The 19,952-nt window shown below is 38.5% G+C and carries 18 protein-coding genes; 13 read left to right on the top strand and 5 right to left on the bottom strand.

The window, feature by feature from the left end; translation table 11 throughout:
* Window positions 1–2: 2 nt before the first annotated feature.
* Window positions 3–3,056, bottom strand: a complete 3,054-nt coding sequence (locus GVK91_RS09520; RefSeq protein ID WP_159728177.1) for a SusC/RagA family TonB-linked outer membrane protein — start codon at window positions 3,054–3,056, stop codon at window positions 3–5.
* Window positions 3,057–3,205: 149 nt separating this feature from the next.
* Here GVK91_RS09520 and GVK91_RS09515 point away from each other — a divergent pair, with 149 nt between their 5' ends.
* Entirely contained in the window at window positions 3,206–4,099 is an 894-nt protein-coding gene (locus tag GVK91_RS09515; protein ID WP_159728175.1) for an AraC family transcriptional regulator, read from the top strand.
* Window positions 4,100–4,244: 145 nt separating this feature from the next.
* Here GVK91_RS09515 and GVK91_RS09510 read toward each other — a convergent pair whose 3' ends face one another.
* On the bottom strand, window positions 4,245–4,652 hold the full coding sequence (locus tag GVK91_RS09510; RefSeq protein WP_159728173.1) for a DUF5367 domain-containing protein: 408 nt from the start codon (window positions 4,650–4,652) through the stop codon (window positions 4,245–4,247).
* 486 nt (window positions 4,653–5,138) lie between these two features.
* Here GVK91_RS09510 and GVK91_RS09505 point away from each other — a divergent pair, with 486 nt between their 5' ends.
* The 3 genes from GVK91_RS09505 to GVK91_RS09495 all read left to right on the top strand — a co-directional run bounded on the left by GVK91_RS09505 (window position 5,139) and on the right by GVK91_RS09495 (window position 7,659).
* Window positions 5,139–5,705, top strand: coding sequence for a Crp/Fnr family transcriptional regulator (locus GVK91_RS09505; RefSeq protein ID WP_159728171.1), 567 nt, complete (start codon window positions 5,139–5,141; stop codon window positions 5,703–5,705).
* A 90-nt stretch (window positions 5,706–5,795) separates the two neighbouring features.
* The gene (locus GVK91_RS09500; RefSeq protein ID WP_159728169.1) at window positions 5,796–6,401 is read left to right on the top strand and encodes an N-acetyltransferase; all 606 of its coding nucleotides are present in this window, start codon (window positions 5,796–5,798) and stop codon (window positions 6,399–6,401) included.
* A gap of 226 nt (window positions 6,402–6,627) precedes the next feature.
* Window positions 6,628–7,659: a hypothetical protein gene (locus GVK91_RS09495; RefSeq protein WP_159728167.1), complete on the top strand. Its 1,032-nt coding sequence runs from the start codon at window positions 6,628–6,630 to the stop codon at window positions 7,657–7,659.
* Window position 7,660: 1 nt separating this feature from the next.
* Here GVK91_RS09495 and GVK91_RS09490 read toward each other — a convergent pair whose 3' ends face one another.
* Window positions 7,661–8,257, bottom strand: a complete 597-nt coding sequence (locus GVK91_RS09490) for a hypothetical protein (protein WP_159728165.1) — start codon at window positions 8,255–8,257, stop codon at window positions 7,661–7,663.
* A 118-nt stretch (window positions 8,258–8,375) separates the two neighbouring features.
* Here GVK91_RS09490 and GVK91_RS09485 point away from each other — a divergent pair, with 118 nt between their 5' ends.
* The 3 genes from GVK91_RS09485 to GVK91_RS27615 all read left to right on the top strand — a co-directional run bounded on the left by GVK91_RS09485 (window position 8,376) and on the right by GVK91_RS27615 (window position 11,618).
* Window positions 8,376–8,684, top strand: a complete 309-nt coding sequence (locus GVK91_RS09485; RefSeq protein WP_153846432.1) for a hypothetical protein — start codon at window positions 8,376–8,378, stop codon at window positions 8,682–8,684.
* 307 nt (window positions 8,685–8,991) lie between these two features.
* A complete protein-coding gene (locus tag GVK91_RS09480; RefSeq protein WP_159728163.1) occupies window positions 8,992–11,214 on the top strand; it encodes a glycosyltransferase in 2,223 nt (740 codons plus the stop codon).
* Between the two features lie 281 nt (window positions 11,215–11,495).
* Window positions 11,496–11,618, top strand: coding sequence for a hypothetical protein (locus tag GVK91_RS27615; protein WP_257787001.1), 123 nt, complete (start codon window positions 11,496–11,498; stop codon window positions 11,616–11,618).
* A 197-nt stretch (window positions 11,619–11,815) separates the two neighbouring features.
* Here the strand turns inward: GVK91_RS27615 and GVK91_RS09475 are convergent, their stop codons facing one another.
* Window positions 11,816–12,991 carry a GAF domain-containing sensor histidine kinase gene (locus GVK91_RS09475; RefSeq protein WP_159728161.1) on the bottom strand — a complete coding sequence of 392 codons (1,176 nt, stop codon included), beginning with the start codon at window positions 12,989–12,991 and terminating at the stop codon, window positions 11,816–11,818.
* Between the two features lie 378 nt (window positions 12,992–13,369).
* Here GVK91_RS09475 and GVK91_RS09470 point away from each other — a divergent pair, with 378 nt between their 5' ends.
* From GVK91_RS09470 to GVK91_RS09445, 6 genes are all read left to right on the top strand, one after another.
* Window positions 13,370–13,954 (top strand): ferritin-like domain-containing protein, encoded by a 585-nt coding sequence (locus GVK91_RS09470; RefSeq protein ID WP_159728159.1) that lies wholly within the window; start codon window positions 13,370–13,372, stop codon window positions 13,952–13,954.
* Between the two features lie 111 nt (window positions 13,955–14,065).
* Window positions 14,066–14,437 carry a response regulator gene (locus tag GVK91_RS09465; RefSeq protein WP_075993718.1) on the top strand — a complete coding sequence of 124 codons (372 nt, stop codon included), beginning with the start codon at window positions 14,066–14,068 and terminating at the stop codon, window positions 14,435–14,437.
* 704 nt (window positions 14,438–15,141) lie between these two features.
* Window positions 15,142–15,816, top strand: a complete 675-nt coding sequence (locus GVK91_RS09460; RefSeq protein ID WP_159728157.1) for a PIG-L deacetylase family protein — start codon at window positions 15,142–15,144, stop codon at window positions 15,814–15,816.
* On the top strand, window positions 15,813–16,955 hold the full coding sequence (locus GVK91_RS09455; protein ID WP_159728155.1) for a glycosyltransferase family 4 protein: 1,143 nt from the start codon (window positions 15,813–15,815) through the stop codon (window positions 16,953–16,955). Before GVK91_RS09460 ends, GVK91_RS09455 begins: the two co-directional genes overlap by 4 nt.
* 11 nt (window positions 16,956–16,966) lie before the next feature.
* Window positions 16,967–18,079, top strand: a complete 1,113-nt coding sequence (locus tag GVK91_RS09450) for a glycoside hydrolase 100 family protein (protein WP_153846426.1) — start codon at window positions 16,967–16,969, stop codon at window positions 18,077–18,079.
* A 188-nt stretch (window positions 18,080–18,267) separates the two neighbouring features.
* On the top strand, window positions 18,268–18,579 hold the full coding sequence (locus GVK91_RS09445) for a hypothetical protein (protein ID WP_159728153.1): 312 nt from the start codon (window positions 18,268–18,270) through the stop codon (window positions 18,577–18,579).
* Between the two features lie 283 nt (window positions 18,580–18,862).
* Here GVK91_RS09445 and GVK91_RS09440 read toward each other — a convergent pair whose 3' ends face one another.
* On the bottom strand, window positions 18,863–19,951 hold the full coding sequence (locus GVK91_RS09440) for a PepSY domain-containing protein (protein ID WP_159728151.1): 1,089 nt from the start codon (window positions 19,949–19,951) through the stop codon (window positions 18,863–18,865).
* Window position 19,952 lies beyond the last annotated feature (1 nt).

The raw sequence follows: 19,952 nt of genomic DNA, 5'->3' as shown, positions 1-19,952 counted from the left end.
TATTAAAAAGTAATGTTGACATTAAAACCTATTGATCTTGATGTCGGAATCTGTCTGAAGCTGTTGTAGCCATCTGTTTGATTATAAAGTGCCTCTGGGTCGCCGATTGTATTGGAAGAATGCCTGACGATGAAAAGGTTGTTTCCCACAAAACCAATGCTTGCTTTTTTGATCATCCGTTGATGGGATAGCCACGATTGCGGCAAATCATACCCGATATAGAGTTCCCTAAGCTTTAGGTAATCTCCTTTAGCGGCGGTGACAGATTGTATATTTCCGTATGCTGTCCACCACGCTTTATCTCCCTTAGAATATACCTCATTATTTTCGACAATTGATCCGTCGGCCAGGCGTACCATAGAATTAGGCATAATAAAAGGCTGTCTATCGTATTTTGCAGTTTCCGGATGTGTTCCGGCAGCAAACATCCTCGGGATTACCTCCGAATACATCCAACTTCCCAGTCTCGCATCAATCTGAAAACCCATTGTAAAGGATTTATAGTTGAATTTGGTATTAAATCCAAAAAGATAGGGCGGTACCATCGTTCCCATTACCTTTTCTTCTTCCGAAGGGATTACATTCCCGTTTGGATCCAAAACGATTTTCCCGTCTTCTCTTAAAAAGTCAGTCATGCGAAGTGTTGGATATTGTAGGCCTTTGATAGCGTAAGCTTGTCGAAAGATGTTAAACTCGTCGCCTGCATATAGATTTTTGGCTTTTGTGTCGGTATAACTGAAATTAAGGCCAAACTGTAAGTTCAAATCTTTGCTTTTAATTGCGGTTCCATTGATCATGATTTCATAGGTCTTATTGATGATCTGTCCAGCATTTACGATCGTTGAATTGAAGCCCGTTGCACGCGAGATACCAGCATCAAATATTTGTCCATCCGAGTCCGAATAAGCATAAACAATATCCGTCCGCAAACGGTCGTTAAAGAATCCGAGCTGGGTACCTACCTCAAATGATTTAACAAATTCGGGTTTTATCGATCGGTTTGGCTCAGATAGGGAAGGAGTAAATCCGACTAAACTACCAAATGGAAAACCCGCGGTTTGGCTATAACTCAGGTTCAGACGATAAGGATCTAAGGTTACGTTTCCAGTCTTATTAAAAGAAGCAAAAATACGACCGTAGCTCAATACCCTGCTCTTCTGCAGGCTCGCGATCGCATCTGTAAATACAAAAGAGGAACTTACACCTGGAGAAAAATAGCTGTTGTTTCCTGGATCAAGCACCGATACCTGATCATTTCTGCCTGTAAGCGTTAGAAAAAGATAGTTTTTATATCCAGCGGTAAATTCTCCGTAAGTCGCGAGCGAACGGTATTTTGTAATTGTTGAACCACCGGCCAATTCGCCAGTGCGAGAGCCCTGATTGAATATATCTTCAAATAATAGATTTGTAGCACTGATATTGATAGATTTAGTATCATCCATTCGAACATTTTGTCCGACCAAAAACTTGGTAGAGAACTCACCAAAGTTCTTATGAAAATTCAGGATCAAATCATTGTTGAAACGGGTAAAGCCTCTATGTGTATCATTTACGCTCCCATTTATATTTCTTGTTGCTACATTAGAAACCAATTTTCTGTTCGTCACACGACCAGGTTCTGATTGGAAATATAGTCCCGTACGGAAAGTCGCATCTAACCAATCTGTAAATTCATAATTAAACTCCAGTTTTGAATTTAATGTATGCTGATCAGACGTATTTCTGTTATTGTCAGCCATGAAAATAGGATTTCTAGTGCCGGCAACTGGATTATACCAGTTTAAAGGATGATTTGGCGAACTTGGATCCTGCCAGTTTCGTGCATCTTTATAGTCGATATTGGCGGGTTGTGTATAAACAGATAACCATGGGCCATCACTTGTCGTATTGTTCTTGAAAAAAACGTAATTTGTATTAAAAGAGGTATTCAACTTGTTAAATCGACGCGATCCATTAAATCGTACGCCAGTACGACTTGATTTGTCGCCAGGAATCACACCTTTGATACGAACATCCTGCAAAGAAACGTAATAAGATCCCTTATCATCGCCAGAAGAGAATGAGAGATCGTTTTGTACTGTTACACCCGTGTCGAAAAAATCCAATCGGTTATCTTTATCCGGAGCACTATATACCTTCGTTGGTTGTACACCATTGATGGGCAACCCAAAATCTCTGACCTCACCATTAAAACGATCACCCCAAGATTCATTTGCTACAGGACTGTACACACCATTTTGTCCTTGACCAAAACGCTGTTGAGCAGGGGGTAGCAGGAAAACCTTGGAAAACAACGTACTATTACTATAGTTGATCTGCCCTCTTTCTGCCCGACCCGATTTTGTGGTGATCATAATTGCACCATTGACACCTTCAGATCCATATAGCGCAGCAGCATTAGCTCCCTTCAGTACAGTAATGTCTTGGATATCATTGGGATTGATTCGCGTAATATCGGGCAATGGAACACCATCTACAACATATATGGGATCATTTTTTGACCGGTTTAAAGAACGTGTTCCTCTTAACCTAATTTGAATACCCGGGTCAGTTTTTCCTGTTGTTAAGTCTGTTGCATTGATCCTTAGTCCGGCAACTTTACTCGATAACGCCAAAAGAGGATTTACGACCTTACCAAGATTCAATTCTTGATTGTCTACAGATTGCGCCGAAGTACCGAGTTCTCGTGCTTGCCTTTTTATCCCCAATGCACCAGTTACGTTTACTTCGGATAACATGTGTGGGTCTTCAGCTAGTCGGATGACAAGATTGGATTGTCCACTACGAACCTGAATTTCCTGTGGCGTATAATTGAGATGTGAGATCACCAATGTCTGTCCCTGATGAAGGCGGATACGAAAACTGCCCTGTGAACCTGTCATCACAGAACTTGATTTGAAGCTTTCTTTCACACGGATTGAAACGCCACTAATAGGCTCTTCGGTTTTTAAATCCAGGATACGCCCCTCTACGGTAAAATTAGTCTGTGCGGCCACCTCTTCATAAAACTGCGAGGTGAAGAATAGAAATAGAATTAATAAGTAGCTTTTTAACATTTTTTAATGTTTAATTGAATAAGTAGTATGATTTCAATACCTTTGATTATATTAAGTCTAAATAAATAGCTTACGAAGATACTTGCTAAGATAATTTACCGAATAACGCAATCGGAAATAAGACTTATACTATTGGAAATTTCTATTCGATGGAGTTACTTCAAGCAGAAAAAAAAGCATTTAAATACGATCATCCGGATTATAAAGTAAGGATGGTCTATCCGTACACAGACCATAACATTGTCCCGGAAGATAAGAGCTATCTTGTTATTATAGCTATTGAAGAGGGCTGCAGCTTGTCAACTGGGCCGAAGAAAATTGTTTTGAAAGAGGGCAGTAGTATGTTGCTGCGATTGCATGCGAATACAGTCAGTATCACATCCAAACATAGCAATTCGCGCTGTCTCATACTGTTATATCGAGACTCTTATCTTAAGCAAATGGATATTTCCGAGCAGCATATAGCTGCGATAAATGATGCAATACTAAATGCGGATAAAATTTCAGAGGAGACGTCACTTATAACGTATGTAAAAGCTAAGGATCTAATACGAATGAATGGAAGCAGTTTGTTATTACCTGCATTTTATAAGTCCAAATCACTGTTTATTCTCTCAATCCTAATGGATGCTGTGCAGCCCGGTATTCCATCCAATAAACTGGAACTACGCGAATCAGATATTGAGAAAATTAGCCAGGTGAAATTGCTTATCGAAACAAACCTTCATGAGACCTATACCATACATAAACTTGCAAAAGAAGTTGGGACCAATGTTCAATATCTTAAACAACACTTTAAAAGCTATTATGGAATAACGATATTCAATTTTGTGTTGAAGTGTAAAATGCAGCGAGCACAACATCTATTAAAAGATCACAGATTAACGATCAGCGTTATTGGAAATAAACTTGGTTATAAGCACGCAAGCCATTTTACTGCAGCGTTCAAAAAATTCTTTGGTTATGTTCCTAATAGTTTACGTTATCTATTGGTCATGGGATGTGATGAATTGGCTGCGATTATAGAGATGGGTCTTATTTGAAAAATCAATAAGCTCAGGTAATATTCTATTGATCTTTGGCAGTGTACGCTGTTGGGAACACGATATAACTATAAAACATATTGAAATAGGCATGCTGAAAAGAGGGCGCTAAACGGTATTTATTACCATAGCGCAGGTCTGTTCTTCAGTCCCCGCCAAGCATCCTGTTTTGTCGCAGCCCTGTAACGACTGACGTAAATAATACAACGCTATAAGCCCACATGAGCCAAGAACCAAATGTTGCAGCTCGGCTTGACGGCATATTGGGAAAGATCTGTTCAAAAAATTGAATAGCGAATGTATCGAGAATCATTCCTGGCAATACCAATAGCACGCCAGCGACTATATTTTCAAAACCTGAAAGTCTAAATTTTTTAAAAGTTAAGACTGAAATCAAAATCAATGCAGGAATTACTGCTGCATATAAACTAGTAAGTACGACTGGTGAATCGGTAATAAAAAAGAATTGTCCCGCAAACCGAAAAGCTAACGTTGCCAAAAACCAAATTAAAAATCCGATAGCAAGAACAGGTAAAATAAACGTTTTTTTCATTTTTGAAATTTTGAATAAAAGTAGTATTGGAAAAAAGTAATATTCAGTAATCCCCGCCATCTAAACTCACTTACATACGTTCATACTCATCGAGAACTATTAGTAGACCTACACACTATCATTTAGCTGAATTGGACGACTTTCATCTCACATATATGGCAGATTATAAAAATTGAAGCTAGATCAATAACATTATGGTGGATAATGCCCAAGTTACGAATAGGTATTGTCCATTTTTTGAGATTTTTCTCAAGGCCCAATATACAAATTAAAGTACAGGATTACTGCGATGAAGGGGCCATTTATTCTTCTTCGCCATTTTATAGATTTATTAAGTAAATTAGATCTATGAAAGAGAACTTAATTGCCTTTTAATGTCTTTTGACTTTTAAACTTTTCTCCTCTTCCAGAATTTGGATTGCTCTAAGGAGAAAATCGAAGATGGAGAAGGTTGAGTTATGGTGTTAGTTTATTTCATAATTTTAGATGATGCTCTACAAAAATTTCGCAACCTCCGTATTGAAAGATCTAAAGACCGCTATTGACGATCAGATGGCTGATTTTGTTGAATTGGTCGAATTCCCCAAGAACTCACTGCTGCTTTCCCCTGGACAACGAAACCTGTATTATTATGTGGTGGAATCGGGGATTTTAGTGAACTATTATATAAGGGATGGTGAAGAGGTTGTTACGAGTTTCACTTTCCCTGGGGATATCGTTGCAGACTTTAGAACAGCCGTATTCAAGGTAGCAAGTACCGATTATATCAAAGCACTTGGCCCAGTAAAGGTTTATCGTATTTCTGTTTCTGATTTTGATAAGTTAAAAAAAGAAAATAATCTTCTATTGGAGTTGGAGAGGCAGCTGATTATTGCTTATGCTCTTCTTTTAGACGAACGTCTGAGATTTATCCAGCATACAACTGCCCTAGAGCGGTATCAATTTTTGATGGACCATTACCCACAATTGATCGCTACAGTGAGTACCCGTTATATTGCATCCTATATTGGAGTGAAGGTCGAAACATTAAGCCGGATTCGCAGTAAGATTTAAAATATTAGCGGTTTAATTCTATTTTTTGTCTTCCAATTTTATTGACAATTGTCATGTTTATTGGGACTTTAATTTCTGTTTTTTGTAATTATGAAAAATAAGAAAGCCGATAAAAAAGATTCTAACCGTTTGGTAGATATTATTTGTAGTTCATTTGTAAACGATCCTTGTTTTAGGTGGATGATCGGTCAGAAAAACTTTGAAAAAAAGATTTATTTTTTGGCTGATTATCTAGTTGAAGAGACATTGGCTAAAGGTGAGGTATTTATCGGGCCGACTGGAGATGCTGCAGCACTTTGGCAATCTGAAAAGAAAGAGCGGTTATCGTTAGCAGTAATTTTCAGAAATTTAAAATTCTTATTTAATATGGGACTTCCAACAGTTTGGCGATCACTTAAGCTTTTAAAGCTAAAGGATGCTCATATCTCTAATCGAAATCCATATTTATACTTGGCATGTATTGGTGTAATGCCATCGGAGCAGGGGAAGGGTTTGGCTAAAGCCTTATTGGATCCAGTTTTAGCAGATGCCGAAAATTCAGGAAGAGATGTTTATCTCGAAACTGCAAATCCTTTGAATGTAAACATCTATAAAAAAAGAGGTTTTGAAATCATTGATGAAGTCGATTTATCTGAAATTAAAATTACGTTTATGGTAAAGCGTTGTTTAACTTCAAAGAAGGCCAAGACCTTCTAATGTAACAATATATATGTTGTTACATTAAATGAGGACTCTACCTTGATAACTTGAATTTTCGAATTTAAAGAGGTTTTTATAGCTTATTTTTAGAACTTTTTTTAAAGAGCAAAGAGTTTTTAAGTACATTTAAATATCAGCATCGAGTTCTTAAGTAAGGAAAATTGGACTTAACTATTCGATTTCAACAGTCCACTGGAACCAAAATTCTTCTTTCATTAAAAGTATGATATACACGAAACATAATCTTAGCTACTTCTTAACCCTTATTTTGTTTTTTTGTATTGTGACTGTAGGAAAGGCTCAGGTGCTCCCATTCTATAAGGTCACCCCCTTGGAGGACGATGATTATTTTACAAAAACTGTTTTTTTATTCAATCCTGCTTTTATGAAAAGCAATAAAGTAAAAAGCATTCTACTGCAGAGTGAAGAGAAGATTGGGATAAAATATATTTACAATTTTAACCCCGACGGCATGGTGGTAAGTATGACGAGCATAAGATATAATAACGAAAAAACTGATACCGCTTTTTATACCAGATATTATTATAATTTAAACCGACTCATCGATAAAAAAGCAAGGATAGATTATTCCAATGGGATTGTGAAAGTCAGTTGCTTCCAATACAATAAGAATAATAAAATTGATATCATCCGGACCTTCACATTGAATGCTCAGATGCCAAATAGGCCACAAAACAATGATTGGCAGGGAAAGCAATTTCCCAGAGTAGACAACATGATTTTAGAGGGCGCCTTACCAGACGAAAGCCTTTGGAAGAAAATGACAGCGAATAATGATTTTTCTTCCATGCAATATCGTTACTATACCGAAAACGAATTCGAGGCAGAAGAACGTACCGAATATTTCAATTTTAGTAAAAATAGCGGCGGTTCAGATACGTGTTATCAAAAAAAGACGTATTACTATTTGAAAGGGCATCCCGTAGTGTTGTTTCTACATAATGGCTGTGCTGTCGAGAAAACACCATCTGAATTGTATCAATTCAAAGACGGACTTTTGGTAGAGCTCACTGATGCACCTTCTTCCCTTGATCCCAAAACCGAAAAGTATGTCTACGACCAAAACCGAAACCTGAAACTAATGGAAGATAGTTGGAACGGACGAAAAGTAAGTGAACTGGGAATGAGTTATGATGAAAAAGGCTTTTTGGTTTCCATACAGCGAAAGTCGGATGCTGCTAAGGCTCATTATTTTGAAGATCGCATTCTAAAGGCAATTTATAGTTTTTACTAACTCAATAACCATTGCTTCTTTTCCATATTCCATTTTCATCGAGAATTTTTAAATAACTTTTAGGCGACTCGTCTGATTGACAACATTGAACCAGTTGATCGGTTAAGGCAGTCAGAAAGTCAAAACAAACAGAAAAGTCCTCTTTTGAGTTATAAAAGCCACCCCACTCATTTAAGCTCCAACAAAATATATCGCCCCTGTCGGTCGTAATCGAAATCACGATGTTAGGGGTATCTACGTCGTTTTTTTTGTAGTAATCATAGTTTTCTCCGCCCAACAACGATATTTCACGGGCAGGAATGTTGATTGCACTTATGTTGGAAAATAAAACCGAACCAAAACAGGCACTTGTAAATCCGTCCTTATTCAGCGTTACTATTTCTGTCGATTGTCGTTCGGAGGCCGTTTTAAATAGCTTATAAATAGCTATTAGGAGGAACGGAAATAATATCAGTAACAGCCAGCTCGAGAGATCATGTGCAGGGCGTACAAGAAAAAGGGTGGTTGTCAGTGTAATAGCCAATAAAACCGTAAAAAACCAAACAAGAATGGCCGAGGTTTTGCTGCGGTTATTAAAACGAAATTGATAGCTCTTCATCGTAAGTTGAGTAAGGTGAATTTCTAATAAAAAACCATAGGCTTCAATAATAAATATATGGATATTTTATTGGTAATTAGCAAATTGCATGTAAATTGCTTTTGGATTACATACTTTTATGAATGAGATCGATGAAATGTTATCCCTATATGGGCTGAGCGAAAAGCGCAGTATTTTACGCTTGCTCGATGATTTTCAGGACGAGGCGGAAATTAAAGAATATTGCTGGAAGGTTTTGAGAACTTACCCTGACCTTAAGAAAGAAGCCTGGTTAATTGGACTGGAAGGGGGCGATTATATCTACAGTTTTGAGGGACATTACGTTTTCATCACGGATGATATTTGGAGTTTTAATTTAATCGCGAGGAAACCAGTACTAAAGTTGCTGGTAGAAAAGATAAAAGCCTTAAAAGCATCAGGTGAATGATAGACTTCGAAGTTCAATAACCTGTAAATAAGATGTCTTCATTGTTGGATGTTATAATCAACTTATCATAGATCGTAAGGACTGCCGATTTATTAAAAAAATAGTTAGGCGAACAGCTCCAGCAGACTGTTTCCTGCTTATTAAATTTTGGCAGCGTTAAATTATCGGATATATATTACTCTTGTTACCCTCATAATAAAAATTTTCTTTCAATTTATTTTTGTATATTTATAAACCTCCCTACGTGCAGCACCTTGTCAAAGATACAAGAAGATCGTATGCAAGGACTTCACTTAAAAATCCAACAATGATTTCAGCAACAAAAAGAGGAATAGCGTTCCTATCCACTTATCCTCCACGCGCCTGCGGTATTGCAACTTACACAACAGATCTAATGAAGGCTATCGCGAGTAAATTTGAAGAGTCTTATCGACTAATTCCTATACCGATAGTAGATGACAATACGTCTCAAGAAGATGGTCCACTAGGGAAACTAGATATAACAAACCCGCTCTCTTTCGACACCATTCTTGAAAACATTTTGTTTGATCAGGATATTAAATTGATCTGTATCGAACATGAGTTTGGCCTTTTCGTTGGTCAAGAAACTGAGTTCATAACTTTTCTCAAGGATCTTAATTCAGCACAGCTTGCTATTGTCGTGACTTTCCATACGGTGTTGCCAGCACCAGACCGCATGCTGCTCGAACATGTATATGCCATTGCTTATAATTGTTCGCAAATCATCGTGATGACACAGGGATCCGCCGATATCCTTACGAGTACTTACAAAATTCCTACCGGTAAAATAACCGTAATAGCGCATGGCACGCATTTAGCTCCAGCGACGGATAAACACGCCATTCTTGAGCGATACAGTCTCGTGGACAAGAAAATCCTCAGTACATTTGGTTTACTTGGACCCAGTAAGAGTATAGAGACTACACTTTATGCGCTACCCGCTATTATCGAACAAAATCCAAATGTAATGTTCCTTATTTTGGGGATGACACACCCCAATCTTTTACGATATGAAGGAGAGACGTATAGAAACAAACTTGAGACAATAATAGACCGATATAACATTTCAGATCATGTCCGTTTTGTTAATGAATTTCTCTCAACAGAAAATTTATTGTCCTATCTGTCGATCACGGATGTGTATCTTTTTACGTCAAAAGACCCTTTACAGGCGGTTAGTGGAACATTTTCTTATGCGCTGAGCTCTGGCTGTCCCATTGTGTCGACGCCAATCCCTCACGTAAAAGAGGTTTTAAAGGAAGATATGGGGACCATAATTGATTTTGAAGCTTCTGAGCAGCTTGCGGCTGCGGTCAATCAAATTTTAGATGATGAACTTAAATTAGGCAAGATTCATCGTGTGAATCTTCAAAAGATGGTTAAAACCTCCTGGCAGAACGTTGCTATAGCTCATGTTTATCTTTTTGAGTTACTTATAGATAAAAAGAGGGAAATGATATACTCAGTTCCCCCCGTCAACCTGGATCATATTTTTCGGATGTCTGAAGAACGTGGATTTGTTCAATTTGCGGATATCTCTACGCCCGACCTTGCAAGCGGTTATGCGTTGGATGACAATGCAAGAGCACTTATAGCGATGTTACTTCACTATAAAATATATGAATCATATGAAACCATTGCTCTGATCCAGAAATACCTGGATTTTATAGGTTATTGTATGCAAGAAGATGGTACATTTCTGAATTATGTAGACAGGAGCGGCAATTTTACAATACAAAATAAACAGGAGAATCTTGAAGATGCCAACGGCCGAGCTGTCTGGGCTTTGGGTGAAGTGGTGGGCATGGCTAATCTTTTGCCTGAAAGGATAGTAAAACTTGCAATAGAGCTTTTGGAGCGGGCATCCAAGCATGCATTAGTTTACTATTCGACAAGATCGATGGCCTTTACCATTAAGGGCCTAAGTTTTATGAAGGGCAAAAATTATAAGGCTATCATAGAAGTCCTGGCAGATCGTCTAGCAGCTATGTTTGAACATGAGAGCTCTTCAGATTGGCAATGGTATGAATCTTATATGACTTATGGCAATAGTGTTATTCCAGAAGCCATGTTGATCGCCTATGAGACAACTAGGGACAACAGATATAGAGATATCGCCTATCAATCCTTTGATTTCTTATTGAGCAGGATTATTGTCGACGAAGAGATTCATGTGATTTCCAACAAAGGCTGGGCACATCGTGGCCAGCTGAGAACTGATCCCAGGGGCGGAGAGCAGCCCATTGATGTTGCTTATACCATTATTGCACTAGATAGATTCTATAAGTTTACAAAAGATGAGCAATATAAGAAGACCATCCGAATAGTATTCGACTGGTTTTTGGGACGGAATCATATTAGACAGATTGTTTATAATCCTGTTACCGGAGGCTGTTTTGATGGACTTGAAGAGCATGCTATCAATATCAATCAAGGCGCAGAATCCACCATAAGCTATCTAATGGCAAGACTTAAAATGGAGGATCATACGCACGAACCTATGAGTTAGTTTCTTTTGAACAGTAGTTGCTTCATTGTCAATTATTATTTGTATATTTAATACTATGATCTACTATTTCATATAACCCCATTTCGTAGGTCCAATATGATAAATACACTTGTTTTATCTTTAAATTCTCCACAATATATTTTCCGGAAATTTTTAGTTCAACAACTAGCTGCTAGTGTACCTCAAAGAGAGAACACGTTTTAGTTTACTTTTATTCCTCCCGATCAAGTATAAACATTGAAAAGGGAAAAGGATAATACGCACTATAAAATCCATACATCATGAGTAAAGACATTAAAAAGGAAAAAAGCACAAAAGAGAAAACGCAATCTTCTTATCAAAAAGAAAAAGATTCTGTTTCGAAAGACTTAACGGAGAATGTTTTCCGTAAAAAAAAGAAATAGGAAATTGAAAAGATAGCTTATTGTTTGCTCTTGCACAAAGGTAGATTAATTTGGAGCGGGTACAAAGGCTGGATTATTAGACCAGGCTTTTGCTCGCTTTTTTCTTTAACAAAACTGAATTTGAGTATCGCATATTATATCTTTATGATGCTTAATTGTCGAGCATAAATCCCATAAAAATATGATCAAAGCATCTATCATATTGGTATCCAAAGGGTAAAAACCACCTTTTCATCAAAGCATTTGACATGGATATCACCGCTGTGAGCCGTGATTATCTGTTTGGAAATATAAAGGCCCAATCCCAGTCCACCTTCTTTCTGGTTTTTTCTTCCAACAAAGGGCTTAAATAGGTTATTGAATATAGGCGCCGCTATCTGATGGCCATCATTTTCTATCTGGAAGATAAATCTGTCACTTTCAATAGAGGACTTTATAACGATTGTATTTTCTGCCAAACCATGTCGGAATGAATTTCCTATGAGATTTGAAAACACCTGTGCCATACGCTCATGATCGCATGTTACTGGATGTTTTGCTCCGAGATTTGTCTGTACTTTTCTGTGGGGTGCACTTGTTTGGATCTCACGAAGGGCCTGAAGGATCACTTTATCTAATTCGACCAGATTTTTGTTCAGATGTATTCCCGTGCCGAGCTTACTCCGGGCAAAATCAAGCATGTTATCTATTAGACCTTTCATTCTATAGGACGAATCATAAATAAGCTTGGCCGTTTGTTTATGTTTTGCATTCTCGAGTTTGTCGGCGAGATATTGCGATAAGGTAATGACAGCACTCAATGGATTTTTTAGGTCATGCCCCAACACGGATAATAGCGTATCCCTGCGTTCAGAGTATTGTAATTCTTCACCTAACAGGGCTTGGGTATTTTTTATTTTGGCGATCGAACCCAAATGAAAACTGATCAGTTCAGCTAGAAGTTCAAATAGTGGTGCTATCCGTTCTCTATCAATTGATACGGCTTTATAATCTATCGTGCAGAGGGTTCCAAAGAACAATCCATCATTGTCAACGATCGGGAATGCAATATAACTTTTAAAACCTTTTGCATGCAATTTTCTTTTCCAATCTTCATTTTCACAGTAGTCGATATCGGGGATAATGATAGGAGCATGTTTATCATGTGCCTCATCTCCTAAGGTATAATGTAATTCGAGCTGCTGCCCCGCTGTTACTCCGACTCCGAGCGAATCCCGTACAGCACAGGCTATCCATTGATGGCCATTGTGAGAGGTCACCAGCCCTAGATCCATTCCTGTATATAGACATATGGTGTTCAATATATTCTTTACTGCAGGAATATCTTCGATCCGCATGAGCAAATGGGAGATGGTATCATTATTTTCTTTCATATCTGTTACTGTTGGTGAAATCGAAGTCAATATCAACGACTAAAATATATCACTTTGTAAGGAATGACTATATAATTACAAATTGGAGAATAAGATGTTTGATTTTCTGTTCGAATCTTATGTTAGCGGACCTTATGTCTAAATATAAGCAAAATTTAATCGTTTTTTAGAATCTAATTGTATCAGAGAGGGGTGGATCCCAATTGGAGATACTTATTATTCCGGTTAAAAAGACCTTGATTTTCAATACAAAAAGATGTTTTTATACGTCTTCGTTGGAATATACACGTGAAATGCAGGTGATAGCTCTGCTAATAGAACTAATACTGTTCGATGGATGTTCTAATTTAAAAGCTCTAGGGCAATAAACTTTAAAAAATGGAAACAACAACTAAAAGTAACGCAAGTGAAAATTCTGGAAATGGAACGATGACGAAACAATCCACAGACCACACGAAAAAGCGTTCAGGATCCGATGCTGCAAAAGATTTGGCCGAGCTATTTGAAGACGGGCTTAAAGATATTTATTGGGCGGAAAAAGCTTTGATAAAAGCATTGCCCAAAATGGAAAAAAACGCTACCGCTGAGAAATTAAAAAAAGCGATTTCCAAACACCTTTTGGAAACCGAAGATCATGTGAAACGCTTGGAACAGTGCTTCGATATTCTGGAGCTGAAGCCTAAAGCAGAGCGATGTGCTGCAATGGCAGGGTTGATCGAAGAAGGTGAACATATTATCGAGGAAACCGAAGAAGGAACCGTTAGAGATGCAGGTATTATCGCTGCTGCCCAAAAGATTGAGCATTACGAAATTGCCACATATGGTACGCTCGCGGCATTTGCTAAAGTCTTGAAGTACAATGAGGCCATTCAGCTTTTGCGTGAGACTCTTTCAGAAGAAAAAAAATGTGATTCTGATTTAACTGCCTTGGCGGATACCAACCTCAATACAAAAGCTAAATAAGAGTTACTAAACAAAAAAAATGGATGGATCTTACGTCTGTAAGATCCATTTTTTATAAATGATGATCTCTGAAAAATGTATCTCTGATCAATAGAATTTAAAAAACTCAAGATGAAGAAGAAAATTGTGGTGTGTGATGATGATATAGAAATACTGAATGCATTTTCTATAGTATTGGAGGATCAAGATACGATAGTTATAACGGTAGCGAATAGCTTAGTTCTGATAGACGTGTTGGACAGTATAGATGCTGATATTCTTTTTTTGGATATTCATATGTCTGCACGTAACGGAGACCAAGTACTGCGAGACCTCAGGAGTTCATCTAAACATGATAAGCTGCCCGTAATTATGATTTCAGGTCATATCGATGGACGGAGTATTTCAGTGGAATGTGGAGCCGATGGATTTTTAGCTAAACCTTTTGATCTTATCGACTTGGAAAACTATATACGGAGATTTGTTTATGAAAGTGAATCTTAATATCGTATTTGGTCTCAAACCGTTTAAAATTCCGTGATCCTTGCATCGTAAATCAAATGAGTAGCAAACAATTATTTAAAGACAAATTATAAGCAAGCTTCGTTTAACATATGATGACTTTAATCCCAATGGATATGCAGACAGGAAAATAATCATTCAAAATATGGTAAGCCGTCGTTGCAAAATGATGGTAAAGTCTGAACTCGACAAATTGGGAATACTTTATAAATCCATTGAATTAGGGGAAAAACTCCTATTAAGAAAGTGAAAAAATCTCGAAGAACTTTAGTATTATATCGGAAAATCTACCAATTATATAACAAATTTGTCTAAATGTATAACGTGTAGTGGGGTATAAATCAGAACTTTATTATGAATCGATAATACTATTATTTAGTAAATTTTAAGCTGATGGAGACAGGTATACAATTGAAGATCAAGTTCCTGAGTGAATAGATGGACCACCTACTCATTTAGCAAAGCAAAAAACTACTGAAGATTCAAAAAGTACAAACAGATTATTTAGCACATCTTTTAAGAGAGTTGAAGAAAAAATAGTAACTAAAGAACGATAGCTGATATGGGATACAAATTAGCAGAAATATATACGGATTATAGTGTGATAGTGGAGGAAGGTTCATCCGATGACAATATGCTAGATTCTAGCTGATACATCAGCCTAAGAAAATTAAAGGATAAAAGAGATGAAAAATGTTACTCCATCCATTGTTGCCGATACAGCCTCGGCAAAAAAAAGAATAGCTGTAATCGTTGCGCATCCCGACGATGAGACACTTTGGGCAGGCGGTACAATTCTCGAACATTTTGATTGGCAGGTGTATGTAATAAGTGTATGTCGGGGGGATGATCCCGACCGTGCTTTAAAATTCGATGCTGCACTTAGAGTGCTACGAGCAAATGGTGCAATGGGATGTCTTGATGATGGGGTCCGACAGGTGCCGTTGCACGAATCCGAACTTCAACAGACTATTCTCGCACTGTTGCCACCTATTGTTTATGACCTCGTGATCACACATAATCCTTCAGGCGAGTATACTTATCACAGACGACATGTTGAAGTTAGCGAAGCCGTTATAAAGCTCTGGAAAAACAGAAAGATAAAAAGCAAGGAACTTTGGACATTTGCCTATCACGATGGCAATCGTCAGTTTTATCCGCGACCACATAAAATGGCTCCGATAAAAAATCAGCTCAATCTTGCAATTTATGATACCAAGTATGATATTATGAATAGAATATACGGTTATCCAAAGGAGGGCTGGGAGGTGATTACAACCCCGAGTACAGAAGCGTTTTGGTCATTTACAGATACCGGAAAGGCTATGGTTTGGTTGTCTAAAGGAGGAGTATTGGTATGAGAGTCTTATTATTATACGATTACCCACCATCTCCGGGGGGCTTGTCCACACAGGGCGATCTACTTTATAAGGGATTGCAGGCAATAGGTGTTGATGTTCATGCGGCGCATTGGCAATCTTGTCAGGAGAAAGAATGGTATTATGATTGGTTCAAGCCAGATGTTGTCGTTGGTATTGGATATTGGGGGCATGTTCCGTCGATCGTCGTGCATCCGCAACTTTTTGGAAGAATAGCTGTACCATGGCTTGTAGCCGATGGATATATTGCGAATTATAATGAAATACTTAACGAATTACCACTTATTTTGGTTACTTCTAATTGGGTTAAACAAATGTATGTTAGGGACGGCATTTCAGGAGATAAGATAGAGGTGCTTCCTGTAGGTTGTCCTACGGATTCTTTTGTCCCACATGCGTATTACGATCCCAAAATCGTTGCGGTACGAAAACAGCTTGGCGTGTCACTAGACGAGATTATGATTCTAACTATTGGTGGAGATGCAGCTTCTAAAGGCGCAAATGAAGTTATGGAGGCACTTGCCTTAATCGACAGGGATGTGCTTCCATGGAAATATGTTTGTAAAGTATGGCCACAGCCGCGCACCTCTTTTCAAAATCAATCTGATCACGACCTCGCCGAACGATTAGGGATTAGTAAAAAAGTAATATATGCAACAAATACCGTTTCGCGCGATTTTATGCCCTATCTAATCGGTGCTTGCGATATCTACGCAGCTCCTTCCAGATTGGAGGGCTTTGGTATGCCCCAGGTTGAGGCAGGGGCATGTGGTAAACCTGTTGTTGGTATCCGTGCGATGGGCATGCTTGATACACTCGTTCATGGAGAAACGGCTCTTTTAGCAGGGGTAGCCAAAGAAATTGTCGTCGACAACGTTATACTAGGTACTGAATCCGGTTATGAGGACAATCATATTATCCATTTTGATATACCTCGTACCGTAGATTACAGGGCGGACGTTAATGATATTGCAGATTGTTTGTCTAGATTGATGCGAGATGCGTCCCTTCGTACTACAATGGGAGCAGCTGGGCGAAAAAGAGTTGAAGAACGATTCGACTACAGGGTAGTAGCCAAGCGATTTGTTAAAATCATGGAAAAATATTTCAAGATCAACTAATTAGAGGAGCAATGCTTACCGAAAAACAATTTGAGGAGATCAATGCTGCAAAGCTAGCTGCTGAAGGAGTTTTGTTAAATAATAGTAGTGGGCCATTCCATCACCTTCCGCGCACGGCGGGCTGGGGGTATCCGGAACCCTATACCCGGGATCTTTTATTTTCAATCCTTGGCATTGCTAGTACTCATAATATGCAGCTTTATGATAGTATAAAGAGTGTTTTGGAAGTTTTAGCAATCACTCAGACAGTACATGGCCATATACCATCCATTGTCTATGATCCTAACAATTTGGGGGCAAGTGATACAACACCGTTGTTTCTCATGGCTGTAGGAATATACCGCAAAATGACAGGAAATACAAATTTTCTAGGGCGTGCCGTTAACAAGTCGCTACGTTGGATGACGTACCAGAGTCCTACGGATGACGGGGTTGTTGCCCAGCAACCCACCAGCGACTGGCGGGACGAACAGTGGGTATTGGGGTATGGGTTGTATGTTAATGCCATATATCACAATGCTCTTCAATTATTAGGTTATCAGGAGCGTGCTGATAGGCTCGCAAATGGAGTGAATATTCTATTTGCTAATGAAGATCAGTATTATGCCCTATGGACATATAAATTATACCATAGCGGAAAGTTTGATCTGCTGGGCAATAGCCTTGCCATACTTAGCGGGATAGCATCTTCCCAAAAGGCAGACGCCATCATAGATTGGGTGGAATCCTCCTGCAAGTCTATGCAGAAAGAAGGACAGTTAGCTATAGATCTGCCCCCTAATTTTTTTCCATTTATTTATCCGGGAGATCGCGAATGGCATGAACGATATAACCAGTACAATCAACCTGGCGATTATCACAATGGTGGAATATGGCCTTTTGTCTGTGGTTTCTATATTGCCGCCTTAGTGAAAGCACAGCGATTTGATCTAGCAGAGGTAAAATTACTCTCACTCACAGTGCTTGTTAAGAAGGCTGTAGATTTTAGATTAGAATACGGTTTCAACGAATGGATCAAAAGTCAAGATGCAATACCTAGTGGACAGGATTGGCAGACCTGGAGTGCAGCTTTATATCTATATGCTGCCAAATGCGTTGAAAGTCGGACGGTGCCTTTTTTGTAAATGTTCTATTCACCGTTACTCCAAATAAAGTAGATGCACGTTTAAATTTTACAGCGCAAATTTCCATTTTGACTGTTAAACTTAATATCGAGATTGTAACATTTTTATTTCCCATTTTTGGAAGTCATCGGTTCCTAAAAAACAATATTCTGTTCAACGCTGTCTTATATATAACATAAACAAAGCAAATGAATTTTGATCTCATTAAGTGTGAAGACCTGCAGCAGGCGATACATATACCCAATACTACCGACGACCATAATGAAGAAACATGGTTTGTAAAATTTGGTGAGGAAATAATAGGTGTTGGCCTTTTTCCACAACAAAGCACGAGCTGCGTTTTGGCAATTGTTGGTGATGCTTATGATGACAAAAAGTTAATTGGCGATGTTGGTGCACATGATAAGCTGATTATTGAAGGATTGAATATCGCCTTTGAAGGTTATTTAAGATCTATTCGTGGCGATGTTGTGATCGGGGAAAAACAAGTGGATGATTAGCACAAGAGATATCTATTCACCCAATTACCTAGGAGCTCAATAGCACCTTTTACGCTATCAGGTTTTCTTCTAAATCTAAGTTTTATACATTATTATTCTCCCGCTCCCGCGTTGTATGATAAGGAAGCAAAAATTGAGATCCGTAACTGGCCCGAAAAAGTCAGGCTAGTTTTTATCGAATATAAAAAATGGTTTAATGATGGTCGCTATAGTTGGCCGCGAGGAAAAAAACTCGTTTTTCAAAAAATGATGAATTGATTGATTATTATTAATAAAGCGTAATTTACCAATTTCGTTTATACCATAGATAGGTGCCTGTCATAGTAAGTAATGCTGGTGTCAACCCGATTAAAGCATAGATAAACTTTACGAGGTAACCACCAAATCCGCCAATATGCAATTGATAAATTGCCCAGGAAATTTTTTTCGAAAAATCTGCTTTTTCAATATCCAGTTGCCCTATAAAGTTTGCATGAACAGGATCGAAAGCAAAATTGCTCGCCTTTCCACTGAACAAAAAGAATATGGTACTTGGCAGGTGGCCACGGACCAAAATAGGGGATTTGTTATCCTTTGGAATATTTATCGCAATGGGGTCAAATCCCGGAGCAGCTACTTTGCAGTAGTTTAGCAGTTTATCTAAATTTGGTTTTGCCTTGAACGAACCCTGTTGCTGCACCATGGTTTGGTGGTCACAAAGAAGGGGCTGAAAAACGGGGATATTCATCCATACACCTGTTACCAGCAAAACTATATTGAACAAGGCCGACCAAACCCCCACTATCCGATGCAAGGAGGAGTATAATCGTCGTCCCTGCTTGTACAGCGGTACCTGAAATAAAATAACTTTCCTTATATATTTCCGATAGACAACCAGGCCCGAAACTATCGTCAATAAGAGGAGTATGCCGACAATGGCGCAGATAGCCTGTCCGATGCGACCGAGTAAAAAGCTGTAATGCATGGCATATATCCATCTAAAAAATGAACCGCCAAGTTCCTCGTAGTTGCCTTGGCGCAGGATTATGCCCTGATGTGAGTCTACAAAAGCAAAACTCAAATGATTATTGTAGGGACTTTTGGTCTTTCGATAAAGCATAAATTCATAGGGTTCTTCCGATGATAGCGGAAAGTCGTGCAAGACAATTTTTTCCAAACCCGGAAAAGCGTCTGCGACGATTCTATAGGCGCTGTCTGCAGAGATCATAAGCCCGCTGTCGGGCCTATGATAGATGTCTGGATTGAGTGCTCTGTCAAGATCGTGCCGGAATAGCAGCAATGACCCTGTAATCCCCAAGATTAGAAAGAATAGCCCCGAACTTAGTCCCAGCCATCCATGCCAGCGGAATGCCCACTTGGTTATCGTCTTCATG

The sequence above is a fragment of the Sphingobacterium sp. 18053 genome, from assembly GCF_902706145.1.
Classification (GTDB): Bacteria; Bacteroidota; Bacteroidia; order Sphingobacteriales; family Sphingobacteriaceae; genus Sphingobacterium; species Sphingobacterium paramultivorum.
The sequence above is the reverse complement of the archived record's forward strand: the minus strand, read 5'-3'. Positions and strand labels throughout refer to the sequence as shown.